General features: G+C 71.5%; 18 protein-coding genes. 14 read left to right on the top strand and 4 right to left on the bottom strand.

Features of this window, described 5'->3' with window-relative positions; translation table 11 throughout:
- Complete coding sequence (locus ACERZO_RS30290; RefSeq protein WP_372668275.1) at window positions 1-1,101, top strand: NAD(P)H-dependent flavin oxidoreductase; 1,101 nt, start codon at window positions 1-3, stop codon at window positions 1,099-1,101.
- 42 nt (window positions 1,102-1,143) lie between these two features.
- Here ACERZO_RS30290 and ACERZO_RS30285 read toward each other — a convergent pair whose 3' ends face one another.
- A complete protein-coding gene (locus ACERZO_RS30285) occupies window positions 1,144-1,944 on the bottom strand; it encodes a S1 family peptidase (RefSeq protein ID WP_372668273.1) in 801 nt (266 codons plus the stop codon).
- 126 nt (window positions 1,945-2,070) lie between these two features.
- Complete coding sequence (locus tag ACERZO_RS30280) at window positions 2,071-3,282, bottom strand: APC family permease (protein WP_372668271.1); 1,212 nt, start codon at window positions 3,280-3,282, stop codon at window positions 2,071-2,073.
- 80 nt (window positions 3,283-3,362) lie between these two features.
- Here ACERZO_RS30280 and ACERZO_RS30275 point away from each other — a divergent pair, with 80 nt between their 5' ends.
- The 13 genes from ACERZO_RS30275 (at window position 3,363) to ACERZO_RS30215 (ending at window position 14,517) form a co-directional block, all read left to right on the top strand.
- Entirely contained in the window at window positions 3,363-4,136 is a 774-nt protein-coding gene (locus ACERZO_RS30275) for a GntR family transcriptional regulator (RefSeq protein ID WP_372668269.1), read from the top strand.
- Window positions 4,137-4,194: 58 nt separating this feature from the next.
- A complete protein-coding gene (locus ACERZO_RS30270; RefSeq protein WP_372668267.1) occupies window positions 4,195-4,575 on the top strand; it encodes a DoxX family protein in 381 nt (126 codons plus the stop codon).
- 472 nt (window positions 4,576-5,047) lie between these two features.
- Entirely contained in the window at window positions 5,048-6,160 is a 1,113-nt protein-coding gene (locus tag ACERZO_RS30265) for a TIGR03364 family FAD-dependent oxidoreductase (protein WP_372668265.1), read from the top strand.
- Window positions 6,157-6,822 (top strand): phosphonatase-like hydrolase, encoded by a 666-nt coding sequence (locus ACERZO_RS30260; RefSeq protein WP_372668264.1) that lies wholly within the window; start codon window positions 6,157-6,159, stop codon window positions 6,820-6,822. The genes ACERZO_RS30265 and ACERZO_RS30260 overlap by 4 nt, the downstream gene beginning before the upstream one ends.
- A complete protein-coding gene (locus tag ACERZO_RS30255) occupies window positions 6,819-7,826 on the top strand; it encodes a 2-aminoethylphosphonate ABC transporter substrate-binding protein (protein ID WP_372668262.1) in 1,008 nt (335 codons plus the stop codon). The genes ACERZO_RS30260 and ACERZO_RS30255 overlap by 4 nt, the downstream gene beginning before the upstream one ends.
- On the top strand, window positions 7,823-8,872 hold the full coding sequence (locus ACERZO_RS30250; protein ID WP_372668260.1) for an ABC transporter ATP-binding protein: 1,050 nt from the start codon (window positions 7,823-7,825) through the stop codon (window positions 8,870-8,872). Before ACERZO_RS30255 ends, ACERZO_RS30250 begins: the two co-directional genes overlap by 4 nt.
- Entirely contained in the window at window positions 8,869-9,717 is an 849-nt protein-coding gene (locus ACERZO_RS30245; protein ID WP_372668258.1) for a 2-aminoethylphosphonate ABC transporter permease subunit, read from the top strand. The genes ACERZO_RS30250 and ACERZO_RS30245 overlap by 4 nt, the downstream gene beginning before the upstream one ends.
- Window positions 9,695-10,492 (top strand): ABC transporter permease, encoded by a 798-nt coding sequence (locus ACERZO_RS30240; RefSeq protein WP_372668256.1) that lies wholly within the window; start codon window positions 9,695-9,697, stop codon window positions 10,490-10,492. The genes ACERZO_RS30245 and ACERZO_RS30240 overlap by 23 nt, the downstream gene beginning before the upstream one ends.
- Before the next feature lie 36 nt (window positions 10,493-10,528).
- Window positions 10,529-11,017, top strand: a complete 489-nt coding sequence (locus ACERZO_RS30235) for a hypothetical protein (RefSeq protein ID WP_372668255.1) — start codon at window positions 10,529-10,531, stop codon at window positions 11,015-11,017.
- A gap of 161 nt (window positions 11,018-11,178) precedes the next feature.
- Window positions 11,179-11,676 (top strand): hypothetical protein, encoded by a 498-nt coding sequence (locus ACERZO_RS30230; RefSeq protein WP_372668253.1) that lies wholly within the window; start codon window positions 11,179-11,181, stop codon window positions 11,674-11,676.
- A 23-nt stretch (window positions 11,677-11,699) separates the two neighbouring features.
- The gene (locus ACERZO_RS30225; RefSeq protein WP_372668251.1) at window positions 11,700-12,137 is read left to right on the top strand and encodes an SRPBCC family protein; all 438 of its coding nucleotides are present in this window, start codon (window positions 11,700-11,702) and stop codon (window positions 12,135-12,137) included.
- A 66-nt stretch (window positions 12,138-12,203) separates the two neighbouring features.
- Window positions 12,204-13,607 carry an MFS transporter gene (locus tag ACERZO_RS30220; protein WP_372668249.1) on the top strand — a complete coding sequence of 468 codons (1,404 nt, stop codon included), beginning with the start codon at window positions 12,204-12,206 and terminating at the stop codon, window positions 13,605-13,607.
- A gap of 229 nt (window positions 13,608-13,836) precedes the next feature.
- The gene (locus ACERZO_RS30215; protein WP_372668247.1) at window positions 13,837-14,517 is read left to right on the top strand and encodes a hypothetical protein; all 681 of its coding nucleotides are present in this window, start codon (window positions 13,837-13,839) and stop codon (window positions 14,515-14,517) included.
- Between the two features lie 57 nt (window positions 14,518-14,574).
- Here the strand turns inward: ACERZO_RS30215 and ACERZO_RS30210 are convergent, their stop codons facing one another.
- Together ACERZO_RS30210 and ACERZO_RS30205 are read right to left on the bottom strand one after the other, a co-directional pair.
- Window positions 14,575-16,236: a fumarate hydratase gene (locus tag ACERZO_RS30210; RefSeq protein ID WP_372668246.1), complete on the bottom strand. Its 1,662-nt coding sequence runs from the start codon at window positions 16,234-16,236 to the stop codon at window positions 14,575-14,577.
- A gap of 705 nt (window positions 16,237-16,941) precedes the next feature.
- A complete protein-coding gene (locus ACERZO_RS30205; RefSeq protein ID WP_086681614.1) occupies window positions 16,942-17,976 on the bottom strand; it encodes a sigma-70 family RNA polymerase sigma factor in 1,035 nt (344 codons plus the stop codon).
- Window positions 17,977-18,054 lie beyond the last annotated feature (78 nt).

Here is an 18,054-nt window from a genome sequence, read left to right as displayed (position 1 = left end):
GTGCGGACACCCCTGTGCGACCGGCTCGGCATCGACCTGCCGATCATCGGGTTCACGCCCTCGGAGCACGTCGCCGCGGCGCTCAGCCGCGCCGGCGGGCTCGGCGTGCTCGGCTGCGTCCGGTTCAACGACGCCGCCGAGCTCGACCGGGTGCTGACCTGGATGGACGAGAACACCGGCGGCAAGCCCTACGGCGTCGACATCGTGATGCCGGCGAAGATCCCGGCCGAAGGCACGCAAGTCGACCTCTCGAAGCACATCCCGGAGGGGCACCGCGCGTTCGTCGACAAGGTGCTGCGCGACCTTTCGGTGCCGCCGCTGCCGGACGACACCGACGAGCGCGCGGGCGTGCTCGGCTGGCTGCACTCGGTCGCCCGCTCGCACGTCGAGGTCGCGCTGAACCACCCGATCAAGCTGATCGCCAACGCGCTCGGCTCGCCGCCGGCGGACGTCATCGCCCAGTGCCACGATCGCGGTGTCCCGGTGGCGGCGCTCGCCGGCAAGGCCGAGCACGCGGTCCGGCACGTCGAGAACGGCGTCGACTTCGTGGTCGCCCAAGGCTACGAAGCCGGTGGGCACACCGGCGAGATCGCGTCCATGGTGCTGGTGCCGGAGATCGTCGACGCCGTCGACGTCCCGGTGCTCGCCGCCGGCGGGATCGGTTCCGGCCGGCAGGTGGCCGCGGCGCTCGCGCTCGGGGCGTCCGGCGTCTGGATGGGTTCGATGTGGCTGGCCACGCAGGAGTACCTGCAGACGATGGGCGAGTCGGTGGCGATGCAGCAGGCGCTCGTCGGCGCGAGCTCGTCGGACACGGTGCGGACCCGGATCTACACCGGAAAGCCCGCGCGGCTGCTCAAGACCCGGTGGACCGAGGCGTGGGCCGCGGCGGACGCGCCCGAGCCGTTGCCGATGCCGCTGCAGAACCTGCTGGTTTCCCACGCCCACAACCGGATCCACGCGGCGAACGACCCGAGCGTGGTGTCGATGCCGGTGGGGCAGATCGTCGGCCGGATGAACGCGGTGCGGCCGGTCGCCGACGTCGTCGCGGATCTGGTGAACGGTTACGAAGAAGCACTGTCGCGTTTGGACAAAACACGCTGAAGAGGGGGCCCGCCGCGGCGGGCCCCCTCTTCGCGGAAGCGGTTACAGACCGGCGGCGGCCGCGGCGATCTTCGACGCGAACGTGCTCACCTCGGTGTAGACGCCGGGGGCGTGCGGCCGGGCGCAGCCGTCACCCCAGCTGGTGATGCCGACCTGGATCCACGCGTTGTTGGCGTCGCGGCGGAACATCGGGCCGCCGGAGTCGCCCTGGCACGTGTCGACGCCGCCGGAGGTCAGGTTGCCCGCGCAGATCTCGGCGCTCGGGATGAGGTCGGGGTAGCTGCCGCCCTGCGCGGCGCAGGTGGAGTCGGACACGAACGGGACCGACGCCTTGAGCAGGTACCGCTGCTGCGAGCCGCCCTCGGTCGCGGCGCCCCAGCCGGCGACCGTGAAGGTGCCGGTGTTGTACGTCGACGTCGTCGCGATCGGCAGCGTCGAGAGCCCGCTCACCGGGCTGGCCAGCTTGATCAGCGCCCAGTCACCGCCGGTCGAGGTGCCGTAGGTGGGGGACTGGTAGACGTAGGTCGACTTGATCTTCTTGGCGCTCGTGCTCTGCAGGTCGACCACGCCCACCGTCGCGGTGATCGAGGTGTTCGAACCCGTCCGGCTGACGCAGTGGGCGGCGGTCAGCACGATCTGGTTGGTGTAGAGCGCGCCGCCGCAGCCCATGGACAGCCGCACCATGAACGGGAATTCGCCCTGGGCGGCCCGGGTGCCGCCGACGACGTCGGTGGACGGCGGCTGCGCGGCGATCGCCGGGGTGGCGAACGACGCGGCCGCGGCGACCGCGGCCAGTGCGGTGGTGGCGTTTCTGAGCAGGGTGAACCAGCGCTTGGGAGCCAAGGGGATCAGTCCTTCCAGTGTCCACAGTGGAAGCCGGTTGCCGTCAGCGGCCCCACGACTACACCAGGTGCTCACACACCCGGACAACCGACTTTCTTCGGATCTTTCGGGCGGTTGGGTGATTTCTCACCGTCGGATCCGACGAACGCCGTAGGCCGAAGCGCCCAGCAACAACGCGACGCAGCCGGAGAGCACCGAAGGCAGCGGCAGGCTGAAGGCCAGCACGACGCACCCGGCCAGGCCCAGGACGGCCCGCGTCTTCCCCTTCAGCGTGAGCGCGGCGGCGTTGGCGACCGCGTAGTACGTCAAGACGGCGAAGGACGAGAAGCCGATCGCGGCGCGCAGGTCGAGGAACGCGGCGAGCACGGCGACGACGAGCCCGACGGCGAGTTCGGCGCGGTGCGGCACGTCGTACTTGGGGTGCACGGCGGCGAGGAACCGGGGGAGGTGGCCGTCGCGGCTCATCGCCAGTGTCGTGCGCGAGACGCCGAGAATGAGCGCGAGCAGCGAGCCGAGTGCCGCCAGCGCCGCGCCGGCCCGGACGACCGGGGCGAGCCACCCCGGCACGGCGGCCGCGATCGGGTCGGGGCTCGCGGCGAGCTCGGCCGGGCCGAGGCGGACGAGCAGCAGGATCGCCAGGGCCGCGTAGACGACGAGGGTGAGCCCCAGCGCCAGCGGGATCGCGCGCGGGATGGTCCGGGCCGGGTCGCGGACTTCCTCGCCGAGCGTCGCGAGCCGCGCGTACCCGGCGAAGGCGAAGAAGAGCAGCCCGGCCGCCTCGAGGACGCCGCCGGTGCCGGGCCAGGCGACGAGCGGGCCGCCCGCGGCCGGCCCGGTGGCCATCGTGACCGCGGCGGCGGTGAGCACGAGCAGGGTGCACGACACGATCACCCGGGTCGCCAGCGCGGAGCGGTGCACACCGAAGTAGTTGACCGTGGTGAGCGCGCCCACGACGGCGACGGCGAGGAGGCCGCGCCACGGCTGCCCGAGGCCGGGCGCCGCGTAGGCGACGACGGTCAGCGTCATCGCGGCGCAGCTGGCCGTCTTCCCGGTGACGAATCCCCAGCCGGCCAGGTAACCCCAGAATTCACCGAGCCTTTCCCGGCCGTAAACGTAGGTGCCGCCGGATTCGGGATAAAGCGCGGCGAGCCGGGCCGAAGACATCGCATTGCAGTAGGCGACGACGGCCGCGACGACCAACGCGATGAGCAAGCCGGCCCCCGCGGCCCGCGCCGCCGGGGCGAACGCGGCGAAGACGCCGGCGCCGATCATCGAGCCCAGGCCCAGGAAAACGGCGTCGGCGAGGCCCAGCCTGCGGGCCAGCGGGGTCGAGCGCATCCGGGTGATCCTCCGTGTGACGGCCGTGTTACGCGCCACAGCGAACCACGGCGCACCGGGAAACGAATAGGGTCGATTCCGTGCCCGCCCCTTCACGCCATTCCCGCCTGTCCGCCGACGGTCCCGTGCTCGACGGGATTCCCGAGCACGGCCGTGTCCCGCGCTACTACGCGGTCAAGGTCGAGCTGCTGGCGGTGATCGCGGAACTGGGGGAAGGTTCGGTGCTGCCCACGGAACGGGAACTGTGCGAACGGTTCGAAGTGTCGAGGGCGACGGTACGGCAGGCGGTCGGCGAACTGGTGCTCGAGGGCAGGCTGAGCCGGCGGCAGGGGAGCGGGACGTTCGTCGCCGGCCCGAAGCTGGTGCAGCCGCTGGCCCTGGTGAGCTACACCGAAGGGCTGCGCCGCCAGGGGATCCGGCCGGGCCGCACGGTGATCACCCTCGAGCGGCGCGTGGCGGGCAGCGCGCTGGCGGCGGACCTGCAGGTCACTTCGGACGCCGAGGTGATCCACATCGAGCGCGTGCTGCTGGCCGACGAGGAGCGCGTCGGGCTGGAGTCGACATATCTCCTGGCGGAGCGGTTCCCGACGCTGCTGGAGGTGTTCAACCCCGAGCAGTCGCTGTACGCATGCTTGAGCGAGCAGCTCGGCGTGGTGTTCGACGGCGCCGAGGAGCGCGTCGAGACGGTGCTGGCGACACCGCGCGAGGCATTGCTGATCGGGACGAACCCGGCGCTGCCGATGCTGCTGATGCACCGGATTTCGTGGGGCCCGGACGGGGCGCCGTTCGAGCGCGTGCGGTCGCTGTACCGGGGTGACCGGCTGAGCTTCATGACCCGCCTGGGCCGCGCCTGACGCGTCACACTTCCGCCGGCGGTCTCGTTCCTCCCGCACAACCGAACGGGAGGACGTCATGAACATCGCACTGTGGGTGGGCCAGGTGCTGCTGGCGGCGATTTTCGCCGTATCGGGCGCGTTGAAGGCGACGATGTCGCGGCAGCGGATGCTCGAAACCGGCCAGACGGGCGCGGCGGCGTACCCGCTGCCGGTGGTCCGGTTCACCGCGACCTGTGAGCTGATCGCGGTGGTGGGGCTGGTCCTGCCGGTGCTCGTCGGGGTCGCACCGGAGCTGACCGGCTGGGCGGCGGTCGGGCTGGCGGTGGTGATGGTGGGCGCGATGGCAATGCACGCCCGGCTCGCGGTCGTGCAGACCAAGGCGGCCGAGTGGCGGAACGTCGGGGTGAACGCGCTAATCCTGGCGGTGTGCGTATTCGTGGCGGTCGGCCGCCTGTGACTTCGCCGCCGCGCGGCCCGGAACCTCGCTCGCCGCACGCTTTCGAGGACCGACCGCGGGCTGCCGCGCCTTGGCCGCCACGCCCGGGCCGCCGCGCCCGGGCCGCCGCGCCCGGGCTGGCGTGCCCGGGCTGGCGTGCCCGGGCTGGCGTGCCCTGGCTGGACCGCCTCGTCTGCTCGCCGGGGTGGCAACCCATCGAGGCCAGCTCGCTGAAGTCCGGCCCGGCGCCGCCGCCTCACGCCCGACGCCGGGCAGCCGACCTGGGTGTCTTGAATGACTCATTCATGTCGTCCGACGACATGAATGAGTCATTCAAGACATTCGCGCGCCCCCGAAGCTCTCCCGGTGAGGTGTCTTCGGCCGCCAGAGATAACGGGACGGTAACTCATTCGGTCCAATATTCGAGGGCGCTTCACTCCGCGTTCGCCGAGGGGCCAGCGACTGTTGGCGCGCGGCCGACAGCGTGGGCCGCGTGCGAATCCTCATCGTGGGCGGTGGCGTGCTCGGCACGCTGCACGCCTGGCAGGCCGTCGAGCGCGGCCACGACGTCGTCCAGCTCGAACGCGAACCCGAGGCCCGGGGCGCGTCCGTCCGCAACTTCGGCCTCGTCTGGGTCGGCGGCCGGGCCGCCGGGGCCGAACTCGCGACCGCGCTGCGGGCCCGGCACCTCTGGGAACGGATCGGCGAGCGCGTCCCCGCCCTCGGCTTCCGCGCCAACGGCTCGCTGACCGTCGCCCGGACCGAAGCCGAACTCGCGGTCGCCGAGGAAGCCGCCGAAGCCGGCACCGAACGCGGCTGCCGGCTGCTCGACGCCGCCGAAACGAAAAAGCTCAACCCGGCTCTCGGGGGCGACTTCCGAGGCGCCCTCTGGTGCGAACGTGACGCCGCCGTCGAACCGCGCACCGCCCAGCCGGCCCTGCGGGGAGCACTCGCGAAAACCGGCCGCTACACCTGGTGCCCCGGCCGGGAAGTCCGTCACCTCACCGGCACCGGCGTCGTCGACGACCACGGTGAGCGCCACGACGGCGACCTCGTCCTCTTCTGCACCGGCGCCCGGAACGGCGGGCTCGTCCGGGAACTCGCCGGGGAAACGCCGGTGAGAAAAGTCCGGCTGCAGATGGCCCAGACCGAACCCCTCGGCGAAGAGCTCACCACGAGCGTCGCCGACGGCGACAGCTTCCGCTACTACCCCGCCTACCGCGGCGAAGCCCTCGACACCCTCGAAAACACGCAGCCGCAGGCCGAAACCGCGCGGGCGCACCGGATGCAGCTCCTGCTCGTCCAGCGGCTCGACGGCTCCCTCACCATCGGCGACACCCACGAGTACGACGAGCCCTTCGCCTTCGACGTCACCGAGGATCCCTACGAGCACCTCGAAACCGTCGCCGGCGCGCTGCTCGGCCGTCCGCTGCCGCGGATCCGCCGTCGCTGGGCCGGCGTCTACGTGCAGACGGCCGACCCCGGCCGGATCGTGCACCGCGCCCGCGTCGCCGGCAACGCCTTCCTGGTCACCGGGCCGGGTGGCCGCGGCATGACCTGCGCCCCCGCCATCGCCGAAGACACCGCCGAGGAGCTGGACCTGTGACCCCCGAACTCGTCGTGCTCGACATGGCCGGCACGACCGTCGCCGACGACGGCCTCGTCGTCAAGGCCTTCACCGAAGCCATCGAGACCGTCGGCGTGCCCGGCGAAAAGCACGACGACATGCTGCGGTACGTCGTCGACACCATGGGCCAGTCGAAGATCACCGTCTTCCGGGCTCTGCTGCACGAAGAAACCCCGGCCCAGCAAGCCAATTCCGCGTTCGAAGCCGCGTACGGCGACCTCGTGCGCGCGGGGGAGTGCAAGCCGATCCCCGGCGCCGAAGACGTCATCCGCGGCCTGCGCGAGGACGGCGTCAAAGTCGCCTTCACCACCGGCTTCGCGCCCGCCACCCAGCAGGCCATCCTCGACGCGCTCGGCTGGCGCGACCTGGCCGACCTCGCGCTCGCGCCCGGCGACGGCGTCCGCGGCCGCCCGTTCCCCGACCTGGTCCTCGCCGCCGCCCTGCGGCTCGAGATCACCGACGTGCGCCGGGTCGCCGTCGCCGGTGACACCGCATCCGACGTCCTTTGTGGACGCCGGGCCGGCGCGTCGATCGTCGCCGGTGTCCTCACCGGCGCCGGCCGCCGCGAAGACCTCTTCGAAGCCACCCACGTGCTCGACTCCGTCCGTGACCTCCCCACCCTGCTCGAAGGATCGAAATGAAGAAGACCCTGGCCACCGTGCTCGCGGTGGCGCTGACCGCCGTCCTGTCCGCCTGCGGGGGTACCGGCGCCGCGAACGCCGGCGGCAAGACCGTCACCGTGTACACAGTGGACGGACTGGAAGACTGGTACACCGCCCGCTTCGCCGAGTTCAAGCAGCAGACCGGCATCACCGTCCAGGCCGTGACGGCCGGGTCCGGCGAAGTCGCCTCCCGTGTCGAAAAGGAAAAGGCCAACACCCAGGCCGACGTCCTCGTCACGCTCCCGCCGTTCATCCAGCGCGTCGCCAACCTCCTGCAGCCGTACTCCCCGCCGGGCGCCGAGAAGGTGTCCGAAAAGGACCCGCAGGGCCGCTACTTCGCCGTGATGGACAACTACCTCAGCTTCATCCGCAACCCCGGATCCACCGCCAAGACCTGGGACGACCTGCTCGACCCGAAGCTCAAGGGCAAGGTCCAGTACTCGACGCCCGGCGAGGCCGGTGACGGCACCGCCGTCCTCCTGCAGCTGCAGCACGTCCTCGGCGAGCAGGGCGCGCTGGACTACCTCGGCAAGCTGGAGGCGAACAACGCCGGGCCGTCGTCGTCCACCGGCAAGCTGCAGCCGAAGGTGGCCAAGGGCGAACTGCTGGTGGCCAACGGCGATGTCCAGATGAACCTCGCCGAGATCGCCAAGAGCGGCGGCTTCGACGTCTTCTTCCCGGCCGATGCCCAAGGCAAGCGCTCGACGTTCGCGCTGCCTTACTACGCCGGGCTGGTGACGAACGCGCCGCACGCCGACGACGCGAAGAAGCTCCTCGACTTCCTGTTCTCGCCGGAGGTCCAGGGGAAGGCCGCCGACGCGTACGGCATCCCGGCCCGCGCCGACGTCACGGCCACCGGGGCGAACGCCGCGAAGATCAAGGCCGCGCTCGACGGCGTCGAGATCTGGCACCCGGACTGGACGGCCGTCCTCGGCAAGCTCGACGCCGACCTGGCCGCGTACAAGAAGGCCGTCGGCCGATGACCCCGGCCGTCGAGTGGCGCGGCGTGTCCGTCCACTTCGGACGCACGACCGCGCTGGACGCCCTCGACCTGACGGTCGGCCGCGGCGAGACCCTGGCGCTGCTCGGGCCGTCCGGGTCCGGCAAGTCGACGGCGCTCAAGGCCCTGGCCGGCTTCGTCCGGCCCAGCGCGGGCCGGGTGTTCCTCGGCGGCGAGGACGTCACCGACCGGCCGCCGCACCGGCGCGGCCTCGGCGTCGTCGTGCAGAGCTACGCGCTGTTCCCGCACCTGCGCGTCGACGCCAACGTCGCGTTCGGGCTGAAAGCGCGCCGGACCCCGCGCGGCGAAGCCGCCCGGTGGGTCGCCGAAGTCCTCGACCTCGTCGGCATGGGCAAGTACGCCCGCCGGTTCCCGCGCGAGCTGTCCGGCGGCCAGCAGCAGCGCGTCGCGCTCGCCCGGGCGCTGGCCATCCGGCCGGCCGTACTGCTGCTCGACGAGCCGCTGTCCGCTTTGGACGCCGCCCTGCGCGAGGACATGCTCGCCGAACTGCTGCGGCTGCGCGCCGAGCTCCCGGACACCACGCTCGTCTACGTCACCCACGACCAGGGCGAGGCCCTCGCACTGGCCGACCGGATCGCCGTCATGCGCGACTCGCGGCTGGTCGAAACCGGGCCGTGCGAACAGCTCTACCGGCGGCCGGCCTCGGAGTTCACCGCGAGCTTCCTCGGCGCGGCCAACCTCATCCCGGTCGACCTCGTCCGCGACGGGACGCCGGCGACGGTCCGGCTCGGCGGCCGCGTGCTGACCGCCGAGCCGACCGGCGCCCTCGGCCCAGGCCCGGTCGCGCTCGGCGTCCGCCCGCACCGCGTCGGCGTCGGCGAACCCGGCGCGGACACGCTCCCGGCGCTGGTCCGGGCCGTGCAGTGGCGCGGCACCGGCTACCGGCTCGACCTGGTCCTGGCGACCGGCGAGACGATCCGGGCCGAGGTGCCCGAGGCGTTCTCCGTCGGGTCGGCGGTCGGCGTGTCGATCCCGGACGGCTGCCCGCTGGTCGGGGTCGGCACATGACCGCGACGGCCCTCGTGAGTGTGAAACAGGGTTCTAACCCGAATTACCACTCACGGGGTTCGCTGTGGATCCTGCCGCCGCTGGTGGTCGTCGCGGTGTTCTTCGGCTACCCGCTGGTCCTGGTGGCCGGGCAGTCGCTGACCACGGACCGCGGGTTCGGCCTCGGCGTCTGGGCCGAGGTGCTCGGCTCGGCGGAGTTCCGCGACGCCGCGTGGCAGACCGTGCTGCTCGCGCTGGGCGCCACGACCGGCTGCGTGCTGCTCGGGACGTTCCTCGCGCTGGTGATCGCGTTCGTCCCGTTCCCGGGCGCGAGGACGCTGTCGCGTTTGGTCGACACCGTGCTCGCGTTCCCGTCGTTCCTCATCGCGCTGGCCTTCACCTTCCTGTACGGGAGCGCGGGCGTCTTCGGCGCCGGCGGCTTCCTCTACTCGCCGTGGGGCGTGCTGCTCGCCGAGATCACGTTCTACACGCCGTTCGTCATGCGGCCGGCGCTGGCGGCGTTCGGCCAGGTCCCGGGCGTGCACCTGGACGTCGCGGCGTCGCTCGGCGCGCGCCCGGGCCGGGTGCTGTGGCGGGTCGTGCTGCCCGCGGCGCTGCCGTCGCTGGCGTCGGGGGCCTGCCTGACGCTCCTGCTCGCGCTCAACGAGTTCGGCATCGTGCTGTTCCTCGGCGCGAAAGGCGTCACGACACTGCCGATGCTGGTGTACGGCAAGGCGATCGTCACGTTCGACTTCCCGGCGGCGAGCGTCGTCGCGCTGGTCGACGTCGCGATTTCACTGCTGCTGTACGGAAGTTACCGGGTCCTGTCCGGAAGGGGTCGCGGTGCTGCTGTGGACGCGGCGTAGCAAGGTGCTGCTGTGGCTGGTGTTCGGCGTGGTGTTCGCCGTCGTCGTGGCGGCGCCGCTGGTGATGATCGTGCTCGCGTCGTTCGCCGGGCACTGGACGGGCGTGCTGCCGGGCGCCCCGACGTTCCGCCATTACGCCGACGCGTTGTCGGGGGAGACGTTCGCGAGCCTGTCGGTGAGCCTCCAGACCGGCGTCATCGCGGGCGCGGCGGCCGTCCTGCTCGGCACGGGCGCGGCGCTGGCGGCCGAGACCGCGCCGCGACGGCTGCGGCAGCTCGCCGACACGCTGTTCCACCTGCCGATCGCAGTGCCGTCGGTGGTGCTGGGGCTGGCGCTGCTGGTGGCGTTCAGCCGGCCGCCGCTGGCGTTCAACGGGACGCGCTGGATCGTGCTGCTCGGGCACCTGCTCATCCTGCTGCCGTTCGCCTACAGCACGGTCTCGGCGGCGCTCGCCCGCGTCGACCCGCTGCTCGCGCGGGCGGCGGCGTCGCTCGGGGCGTCGCCGGTGCGGGTGCTGCTGCGGGTGCGCGTCCCGGTGCTGCTCCCGGCGATGACGGCGTCGGCGAGCCTCGCACTGGCGATGTCGATGGGCGAGCTGGGCGCGACGATGATGCTGTACCCGCCGGACTGGCGGACGCTCCCGGCGAGCATCTTCGCGCTGACCGACCGCGGCCAGGTGTTCCTCGCCTCGGCGGCGACGGTCGTGCTGCTCGGCGTCACCCTGGCGGGGGTCGTGCTGCTGGGACTGGTCCGCGGGCGGGCGGCGCACCGGTAGGTGCAACCGATCGGGCGTCCGCTCCGTCCTGGAGGTATGCGCACACTGCTGGGTACGGTCCTGCTGCTCCTCACGCTGACGGCGTGCGGGGCGGCGGGTACCGCGGGCGCTCCGGGCAGCACCGGACCGGAGACGCCCACGACGTCGGCATCGCCGGTGCCGGGTTCGCCGACGGTCGCGCCGCCGCCGTCGCAGACCGTCGGGCGGCCGACGCAGGGCATCGCCCCGGGCGACGACGTGATCGCGGAGTCCCAGGTCGACGCCCGCGGGCTGCCCGAGGGCTACCCCCGGAGCCTGACCCGCAGCCTCGACGGCAAGACGGTGATCCTCCAGGCGGAGGAGGGCGGCTGCCGCCGCGTCGCCGCGCACGTCGGTGACCAGACGCCGCAGCAGGTCGTCGTGCTGGTCTCGGTCATCGCGGCGAAGAAGGGCCAGATGTGCCCGGACTACATCAAGGAGGTCAGCATCCCGCTGACCCTCGCCGAACCGCTCGGCACGCGCACGGTGGTGCTCCGCCAGGGCTGAGGAGTTCCCGCAGACGCTGGGAGGGCCGCCCCGGGATGCCCGGGTCGCCCTCCCAGACCACGTCCGGGGCCGGTTCGTGGAAAAAGCACCAACCAGTCGATCTTCCGTGCAACCCCCGGCACCGCCCGTTCCGTCTTCGGGTCATGAGGTACTTAGCGAAAGTGGTCGGGACAGGCGCGTTCCTGCTGATGGCGACGGCCTGCGCCGGCCAGGCCATGCCCACCAGCCAGCCCGCTGCCGGGGGTGACTCCGCCGCGCCCACCGGGAGCGTTTCGACGACGCCGACCGAGTCGGTGCTGCCGACGTCGCCGTCGGCCAACCCGCCGGGCAAACCCCGGCTCACCGTGCCCGAGGGGAGCACGCCCGTCCCGCCGGCCAAGGTCGACGCCTCGGCGCTGCCCGGCGGCTACCCGCACGAGGTGTGGACGGCCAACGGCGGCACCATCCTCAACATCCGCGCCCAGGAGGGCGGCTGCGGCCACGCCCTCGGCGAGGCGACCGAGCAGGCGGGCGACCACGTCGTGGTCAACCTGAGCGAGACCAAGGCCCAGACCGGCCAGATGTGCACCATGGACATCCGGTACCCGGTGATCTCGGTCGCGCTGGCCGCGCCGCTGGACCAGCGCACCGTCGTGCTGAAGACCACGCCGCCGAAGTGATCACCCTGGCCTAGGCTCGGGTGATGGGAAGCCGCCAGGTCTCACGCACCGCGATCGTCGCCGCGCCGCCCGAGAAGATCTTCGGGCTGCTCGCCGATCCGGCCCAGCACCCGCTCATCGACGGATCCGGCACGGTCCGGGCCGCCCAGTCCGGCGGCCCGGACCGGCTCACGCTCGGCGCGCGGTTCGGCATGGACATGAAGATCGGCGCCCCGTACAAGATCCTCAACACCGTCGTCGAGTTCGAAGAGGGCCGGCTCATCGCCTGGCGGCACTTCAACGGGCACCGCTGGCGCTGGCGCCTCGAGCCCCTCGACGACGGCCGCACCGAGGTCACCGAGACGTTCGACTGGTCGACGGCGAAGTTCCCGCTCGCGATCACCCTCAGTCCGTTCCCGCGAAAGAACGCCGAGGGCATCGAGAAGACCCTCGCGCGGCTCGGGGAGCTGTTCCCGGCCTGACTCGGAGCCGCCCGAAATTAGTTGTACAGTGCTTAATATTGTTCGTGCAACTAGTTGGGGAGTGCGGTGCCGCAGCCGGTGCGCCGGCGGGTGGTCCTGGCCACCTGCTGCCTGAGCCTGTTCATCGTCGGGCTCGACAACACGATCGTGAACCTCGCGCTGCCCTCGATCCGCCGCGAGCTGGGCGCGTCGGTCTCCAGTCTGCAGTGGACGATCGACGCGTACACGCTGGTGCTGGCGAGCCTGCTCATGCTGTCCGGCTCGACCGCGGACCGGATCGGGCGGCGCCGGACGTTCCAGACCGGCCTGGCGCTGTTCAGCCTCGGGTCGCTGCTGTGCGGGATCGCGCCGAGCATCGGGCTGCTGGTCGCGTTCCGCGCGCTGCAGGCGATCGGCGGGTCGATGCTCAACCCGGTCGCGCTGTCCATCGTCGCGAACGTCTTCACCGAGCCCGGCGACCGCACCCGCGCGATCGGCGTCTGGGCGGGGGTGAACGGGCTGAGCCTGGCGGTCGGCCCGGTGCTCGGCGGCGTGCTCGTCGACTGGGCGGGCTGGCGCTCGATCTTCTGGATCAACGTCCCGGTCGGCATCGCCGCGATCGTGCTGACGGCGGTGTTCGTCCCGGAATCGCGCGCCCCGCGGCCGAGGCGGCTGGACCCGATCGGGCAGCTGCTGGTGATCGTGCTGCTGGCGTCGCTGACGTACGGGATCATCGAAGGCCGTGGTTCGGGCGCGCCGGTGATGGTGGGCTGCTTCGTGATCGCCGCGGCGGCGCTGGCGGTGCTGCTGCCGTACGAGCGACGGCGCCGGGATCCGTTGCTGGAGCTGAGGTTCTTCCGCAGCGTGCCGTTCTCGGGCGCGACGCTCACGGCGATCGCCGGGTTCGCGGCGCTGTCCGGGTTCTTGTTCCTGACCACGCTGTACCTGCAGGAGACGCGCGGGTTTTCGGTGCTGCACGCGGGGTTGCTGACGTTGCCGATGGCAGTGCTGACCGCGGTGGGTGCGCCGTTGTCGGGCCGCCTGACCGGCGCCCGCGGCCCGCGGCTGCCGCTGCTGGTGGCCGGCGCGGGGATCGCGGCGTCCGGCGTGGTGCTGGCGGGCATCGGCCCGGCGACGTCGATCGCGTGGGTGGTGACGGGGTACGTGTGCTTCGGCATCGGCTACGGCCTGCTCAACGCGCCGATCACGAACGCGGCCGTGTCCGGGATGCCGCGCGAGCAGGCGGGCCTGGCGGCGGCGGTGGCGTCCACGAGCCGCCAGGTGGGGACGTCGCTGGGGGTGGCGGTGATCGGCGCGGTGGTCGCGGCGGACGTGGGGACGCCGCCGGGAACGGGCCACGCGGTGTGGGCGATCGTCGCGGGGTGTGGGGTGCTGGTGTTCGTGCTGGGGCTGGTGACGACCGGGCGCTGGGCGCTGGCGACGGCGGCCCGCGTGGCCAACCCGGACCACGACGGCGCACCGGTGGCGTGACCGGGCGCGGGTCGCCGCCGGTGCACTGAGCATGGTCCGAACCACTCGCGCCCCGCGGCGCGATCCTCGCCCGCGTCCGCAGGTCGCGGCCACCTCCGATCCCGGTGGTCCGGACCACCTCTCCCAATCCTCTCTCGAAGTTGTCGAAAAACTTCCGGCGAATCCGGTGAACCGCCCGTGTTACCGAGCCGTATCCAAGGGTGAGGTGGTGATCAGAGAGGAGGGGCCCATGCCCCGGTTGAGCAGTGGTCGGCACCGCAAGCAGGCGACCGTCGGTCTGGCCGCGTTGCTGGGTGTTTCCGGCATCACCGCGGCGGCCATCGCGCTGAGCAGTCCCGCGGGCAACGCGGCCGAGGCGCCCAAGGAGAACTGCGGGGGACTCGACACCGCCCTGCAGAACAACCTGACCTTCATCGCGGGCCAGCAGGCGAACCCGGACGCGCAGTCGGCCGCGCGGATCGCCAACCGGCAGGCGGTCGTCGACCTGATCCAGCAACGGCGGCAGGTCGCCGGCTGCACGGCGAACGTCACCGCGGGTGCCGGCCAGGCCGCGCAGGCCCCGGCCCAGCAGGCGCCGGCGCAACAGGCGCCGGCCCAGCAGAACCAGCAGCAGAACCAGAACCAGCAGCAGGGTCAGTCCGGAGTGGACACCGGCGCCGTCGGCGAAGTCGTCTGCCCGGGTTCGACCGTGACGCTCTCGGGCGAAGCCGGTGCGCCGGCCGCGTCCAGCAACCAGTTCCCCGCGGGGACCAAGCTGAAGGTGACCAACCTGGACAACTCGAAGTCCACGACAGTGGAGGTCACGTCGGTGTCGGGCAGCTGCACGCTGCTCAACGACGCGGCCTTCGAACAGGTTCGGGAACCCGGAAAGTTCCTCATCCGGCGCGCGCGGATCGAGCGCGTCGGCTGAGGGAGCAGGGAAGAAAGGGGGCACCGGCGGCGGGCCGGTGTCCCCTTCCCCCATGCCCTAGCGGAAGCTGATCTGCAGCACCGGGTCGCCGGTGCTGGCGAAGAAGTCGTTGCCCTTGTCGTCGATGACGATGAAGGCCGGGAAGTCCTCGACCTCGATCTTCCAGACGGCTTCCATGCCGAGCTCGGCGTACTCGAGGACGTCGACCTTCTTGATGCAGTCCTGCGCGAGCCGCGCCGCCGGGCCGCCGATCGAACCGAGGTAGAACCCGCCGTGCGACTGGCACGCGTTCGTGACCTGCTTCGACCGGTTTCCCTTGGCCAGCATGACGAGCGAGCCGCCGGCGGCCTGGAACTGCTCGACGTAGGAGTCCATCCGCCCGGCGGTGGTCGGGCCGAACGAGCCCGACGCGTAGCCCTCCGGCGTCTTCGCCGGGCCGGCGTAGTAGACCGGGTGGTTCTTCAGGTAGTCCGGCATCTCCTCGCCGGCGTCGAGGCGCTCGGCGATCTTCGCGTGCGCGATGTCGCGGGCGACGACCAGCGGTCCGGTGAGCGAAAGCCGCGTCTTGACGGGCAGCTGCGAGAGCTGCGCGCGGATCTCCGCCATCGGCCGGTTGAGGTCGACGCTCACGACGTCGTCGGAGAGGTCTTCCTCGGTGACATCGGGGAGGAACTGCGCGGGATCGCGCTCGAGCTGCTCGATGAAGACGCCGTCGGCGGTGATCTTCGCCTTGGCCTGGCGGTCGGCGGAGCAGCTCACGGCGATACCGACCGGGCAGCTGGCGCCGTGGCGGGGGAGCCGGATGACGCGGACGTCGTGGCAGAAGTACTTGCCGCCGAACTGCGCGCCGATGCCGAACTGCCGGGTCATCTCCAGCACCTGCTGCTCGAGGTCCTGGTCGCGGAAGGCGTGGCCGAGCTCGGAGCCCTCGGCGGGCAGGTTGTCGAGGTAGCGCGCGGAGGCGAGCTTCGCGACCTTCAGGTTGAACTCGGCCGACATCCCGCCGACGACGATCGCCAGGTGGTACGGCGGGCAGGCTGCGGTGCCGAGGCTGCGCAGCTTCTCGTCGAGGAAGCGCGCGAGCCGCTTCGGGTTCAGGACGGCTTTCGTTTCCTGGTAGAGGAACGTCTTGTTGGCGCTGCCGCCGCCCTTGGCCATGAAGAGGAACTCGTAGGCCGGGTCGTCCTGGCCGTCCTTGTGGTAGAGCTCGATCTGCGCCGGGAGGTTGGTGCCGGTGTTGCGCTCGTCCCAGAAGTTGACCGGCGCCATCTGCGAGTAGCGCAGGTTCAGCTGCTGGTAGGCGTCGAAGATGCCCTGCGACAGGGCGCGCTCGTCGTCCCCGCCGGTGAGGACGCCTTCGCCGCGCTTGCCGATGACGATGGCGGTCCCGGTGTCCTGGCACATGGGGAGGACCCCGCCGGCCGAGATGGCGGCGTTGCGCAGCAGGTCCATGGCGACGAAACGGTCGTTGCCACTCGCTTCGGGGTCGTCGACGATGGCTTTGAGCTGCTTCAAGTGTGACGTACGCAACAGGTGCTGGATGTCGGTGATCGCGGTGCGGGCGAGCGTGGTGAGCGCTTCCGGGGCGATCTTCAGGAACTTCCGCCCGGCGGCTTCGACCGTCTCGACGCCCTCGTCGGTGACCAGCCGGTACTCGGTGGTGGTGTCCTTGCCCAGCGGGAGGACTTCGGTGTGCTGAAACGTGGTGGTGGACGGCACTGCCAGGCTCCTTTGCCAGCTCCGGGATCGGTCCACCCTACGGGGGCTGTTCGGGCACCGGATATAAGCACCCGGTCACTGTGGGCCACCCCACGCGGTTCTGTGCAGTTCTGCGTTCGGCCTCCATCGCCCCGGGCTTGGTGTCCCCACGACCCTGGCTTGGTGTCCCCACGCCGCGGCTTGGTGTCCCACAACCCCGGAGCCCGATTGTGACTACGGCCGGCAGTACCGCGTCAAGGCGGGAAAGATGCCTTGACCCGGCACCGCCGGCCGTGTTCTGGCTTCGGATCGGGGTTGCGGGGCGGTCTGGCTGGTGGGGTGCTGGTTGTGTTGCCGGCTTGCGTTCGGATGTGCTGCCGCCGGCTTGCGTTCGGATGTGTCGGCGGCTTGCGTTCGCGTCGCGTTGCGGAAGTGGTCGGGAGGCCGGGTCCACCCCGACGGACCCGACCTCCCGGGGAAAGCTTCCGGATGCGTGCACATCCGGTCGCGAGGTCTGTGCCGGTGCTTCGAGGCTGGCGTGACGAAGGTCATAAGTCAACGCTGCCGAACGGGTACCGGCGGAGGGTTGCTACCCAGGCCTGTCGGGGGCGAAACCCGATTTCGTGAAGGATTTTCCGCCGGGTGCCTCGCTAATCGCGGAACCGCTGGTCGAAGACATGCGAAAGGGGCGGGTGCAGAGTGCACCCGCCCCTTCACTTGAAGCGATCAGCTGGCGTACGCGCGGAGGCGGTCGGCTCGCTCGCCCTGGCGGAGCTTCGACATGACCTCGCGCTCGATCTGGCGGACGCGCTCGCGGGAGAGCCCGAAGTGCTTGCCGATCTGGTCGAGCGTGCGCGGCTGGCCGTCGTCGAGGCCGTAGCGCAGGCGGATCACGTGCTGCTCGCGGTCGTCCAGCGTCGCCAGTACGCGGCGCAGGTCGTCCTGCAGCAGGCCCGAGATCACGGCGCTCTCCGCGTCCGTCGCCTCGGAGTCCTCGATGAAGTCGCCCAGCGGGGCGTCCTCCTCGGTGCCGACCGGCATGTCCAGGCTTACCGGGTCACGCGAGTGGTCGAGCAGGTCGGAGATCTTGTGCGCCGGGATGCCGGACTCGGCCGCCAGCTCGTCGTTCGTCGCGTCGCGCCCGAGCTGCTGGTGCAGGTCGCGCTTGATGCGGGCCAGCTTGTTGACCTGTTCCACCAGGTGGACCGGGAGCCGGATGGTGCGGCCCTGGTCGGCCATCCCCCTGGTGATGGCCTGGCGGATCCACCAGGTCGCGTAGGTCGAGAACTTGAACCCCTTGGAGTAGTCGAACTTCTCCACCGCGCGGATCAGACCCAGGTTCCCCTCCTGGATCAGGTCGAGCAGCGGCATCCCCCGGCCGGTGTAGCGCTTGGCCAGCGAGACCACCAGGCGGAGGTTGGCCTCCAGCAGGTGGTTCTTGGCCACGTGCCCGTCGCGGACCAGCGCGGACAGCTCCTTGCGGCGCTTCGGGGTGAGGTTCTCCCCGGTGTCCAGCATGTGCTGGGCGAAGACGCCGGCTTCGATGCGCTTGGCGAGCTCGACCTCGTCGGCCGCGGACAGCAGGGCCGTCTTGCCGATGCCGTTGAGGTAGACGCGGACGAGGTCGGCGGCGGGGCTCTGGGCGTCGAGATCGGCGTCGGTGAGCGCCCCCACGCTCAGCGACGACGGCTCCTCGGACACCTGAGCCGGGATGCGCTCGCGAATCCCGCGCGACTCGCGTTCGAGAGTCTGGACTGACATTCTGCCTCCCCGGTCACGGGCTGAACGTGCTGCTGCGGTCGTCCCACCGGGTGCGTACCCGCGGACCGGGGCCTGTGG

Source organism: Amycolatopsis kentuckyensis (genome assembly GCF_041679295.1).
Taxonomy (GTDB): Bacteria; Actinomycetota; Actinomycetes; order Mycobacteriales; family Pseudonocardiaceae; genus Amycolatopsis; species Amycolatopsis kentuckyensis_A.
The sequence above is the reverse complement of the archived record's forward strand: the minus strand, read 5'-3'. Positions and strand labels throughout refer to the sequence as shown.

What these genes read in the sequence shown, in the direction of transcription:
- ACERZO_RS30235 (WP_372668255.1), top strand. Translation starts at nt 10,529, where the DNA reads ATGCGCACACTGCTGGGTACGGTCCTGCTGCTCCTCACGCTGACGGCG.
- ACERZO_RS30225 (WP_372668251.1), top strand. Translation starts at nt 11,700, where the DNA reads ATGGGAAGCCGCCAGGTCTCACGCACCGCGATCGTCGCCGCGCCGCCC.
- ACERZO_RS30250 (WP_372668260.1), top strand. Translation starts at nt 7,823, where the DNA reads ATGACCCCGGCCGTCGAGTGGCGCGGCGTGTCCGTCCACTTCGGACGC.
- ACERZO_RS30255 (WP_372668262.1), top strand. Translation starts at nt 6,819, where the DNA reads ATGAAGAAGACCCTGGCCACCGTGCTCGCGGTGGCGCTGACCGCCGTC.
- ACERZO_RS30280 (WP_372668271.1), bottom strand. Translation starts at nt 3,282, where the DNA reads ATGCGCTCGACCCCGCTGGCCCGCAGGCTGGGCCTCGCCGACGCCGTT.
- ACERZO_RS30205 (WP_086681614.1), bottom strand. Translation starts at nt 17,976, where the DNA reads ATGTCAGTCCAGACTCTCGAACGCGAGTCGCGCGGGATTCGCGAGCGC.
- ACERZO_RS30270 (WP_372668267.1), top strand. Translation starts at nt 4,195, where the DNA reads ATGAACATCGCACTGTGGGTGGGCCAGGTGCTGCTGGCGGCGATTTTC.
- ACERZO_RS30215 (WP_372668247.1), top strand. Translation starts at nt 13,837, where the DNA reads ATGCCCCGGTTGAGCAGTGGTCGGCACCGCAAGCAGGCGACCGTCGGT.
- ACERZO_RS30245 (WP_372668258.1), top strand. Translation starts at nt 8,869, where the DNA reads ATGACCGCGACGGCCCTCGTGAGTGTGAAACAGGGTTCTAACCCGAAT.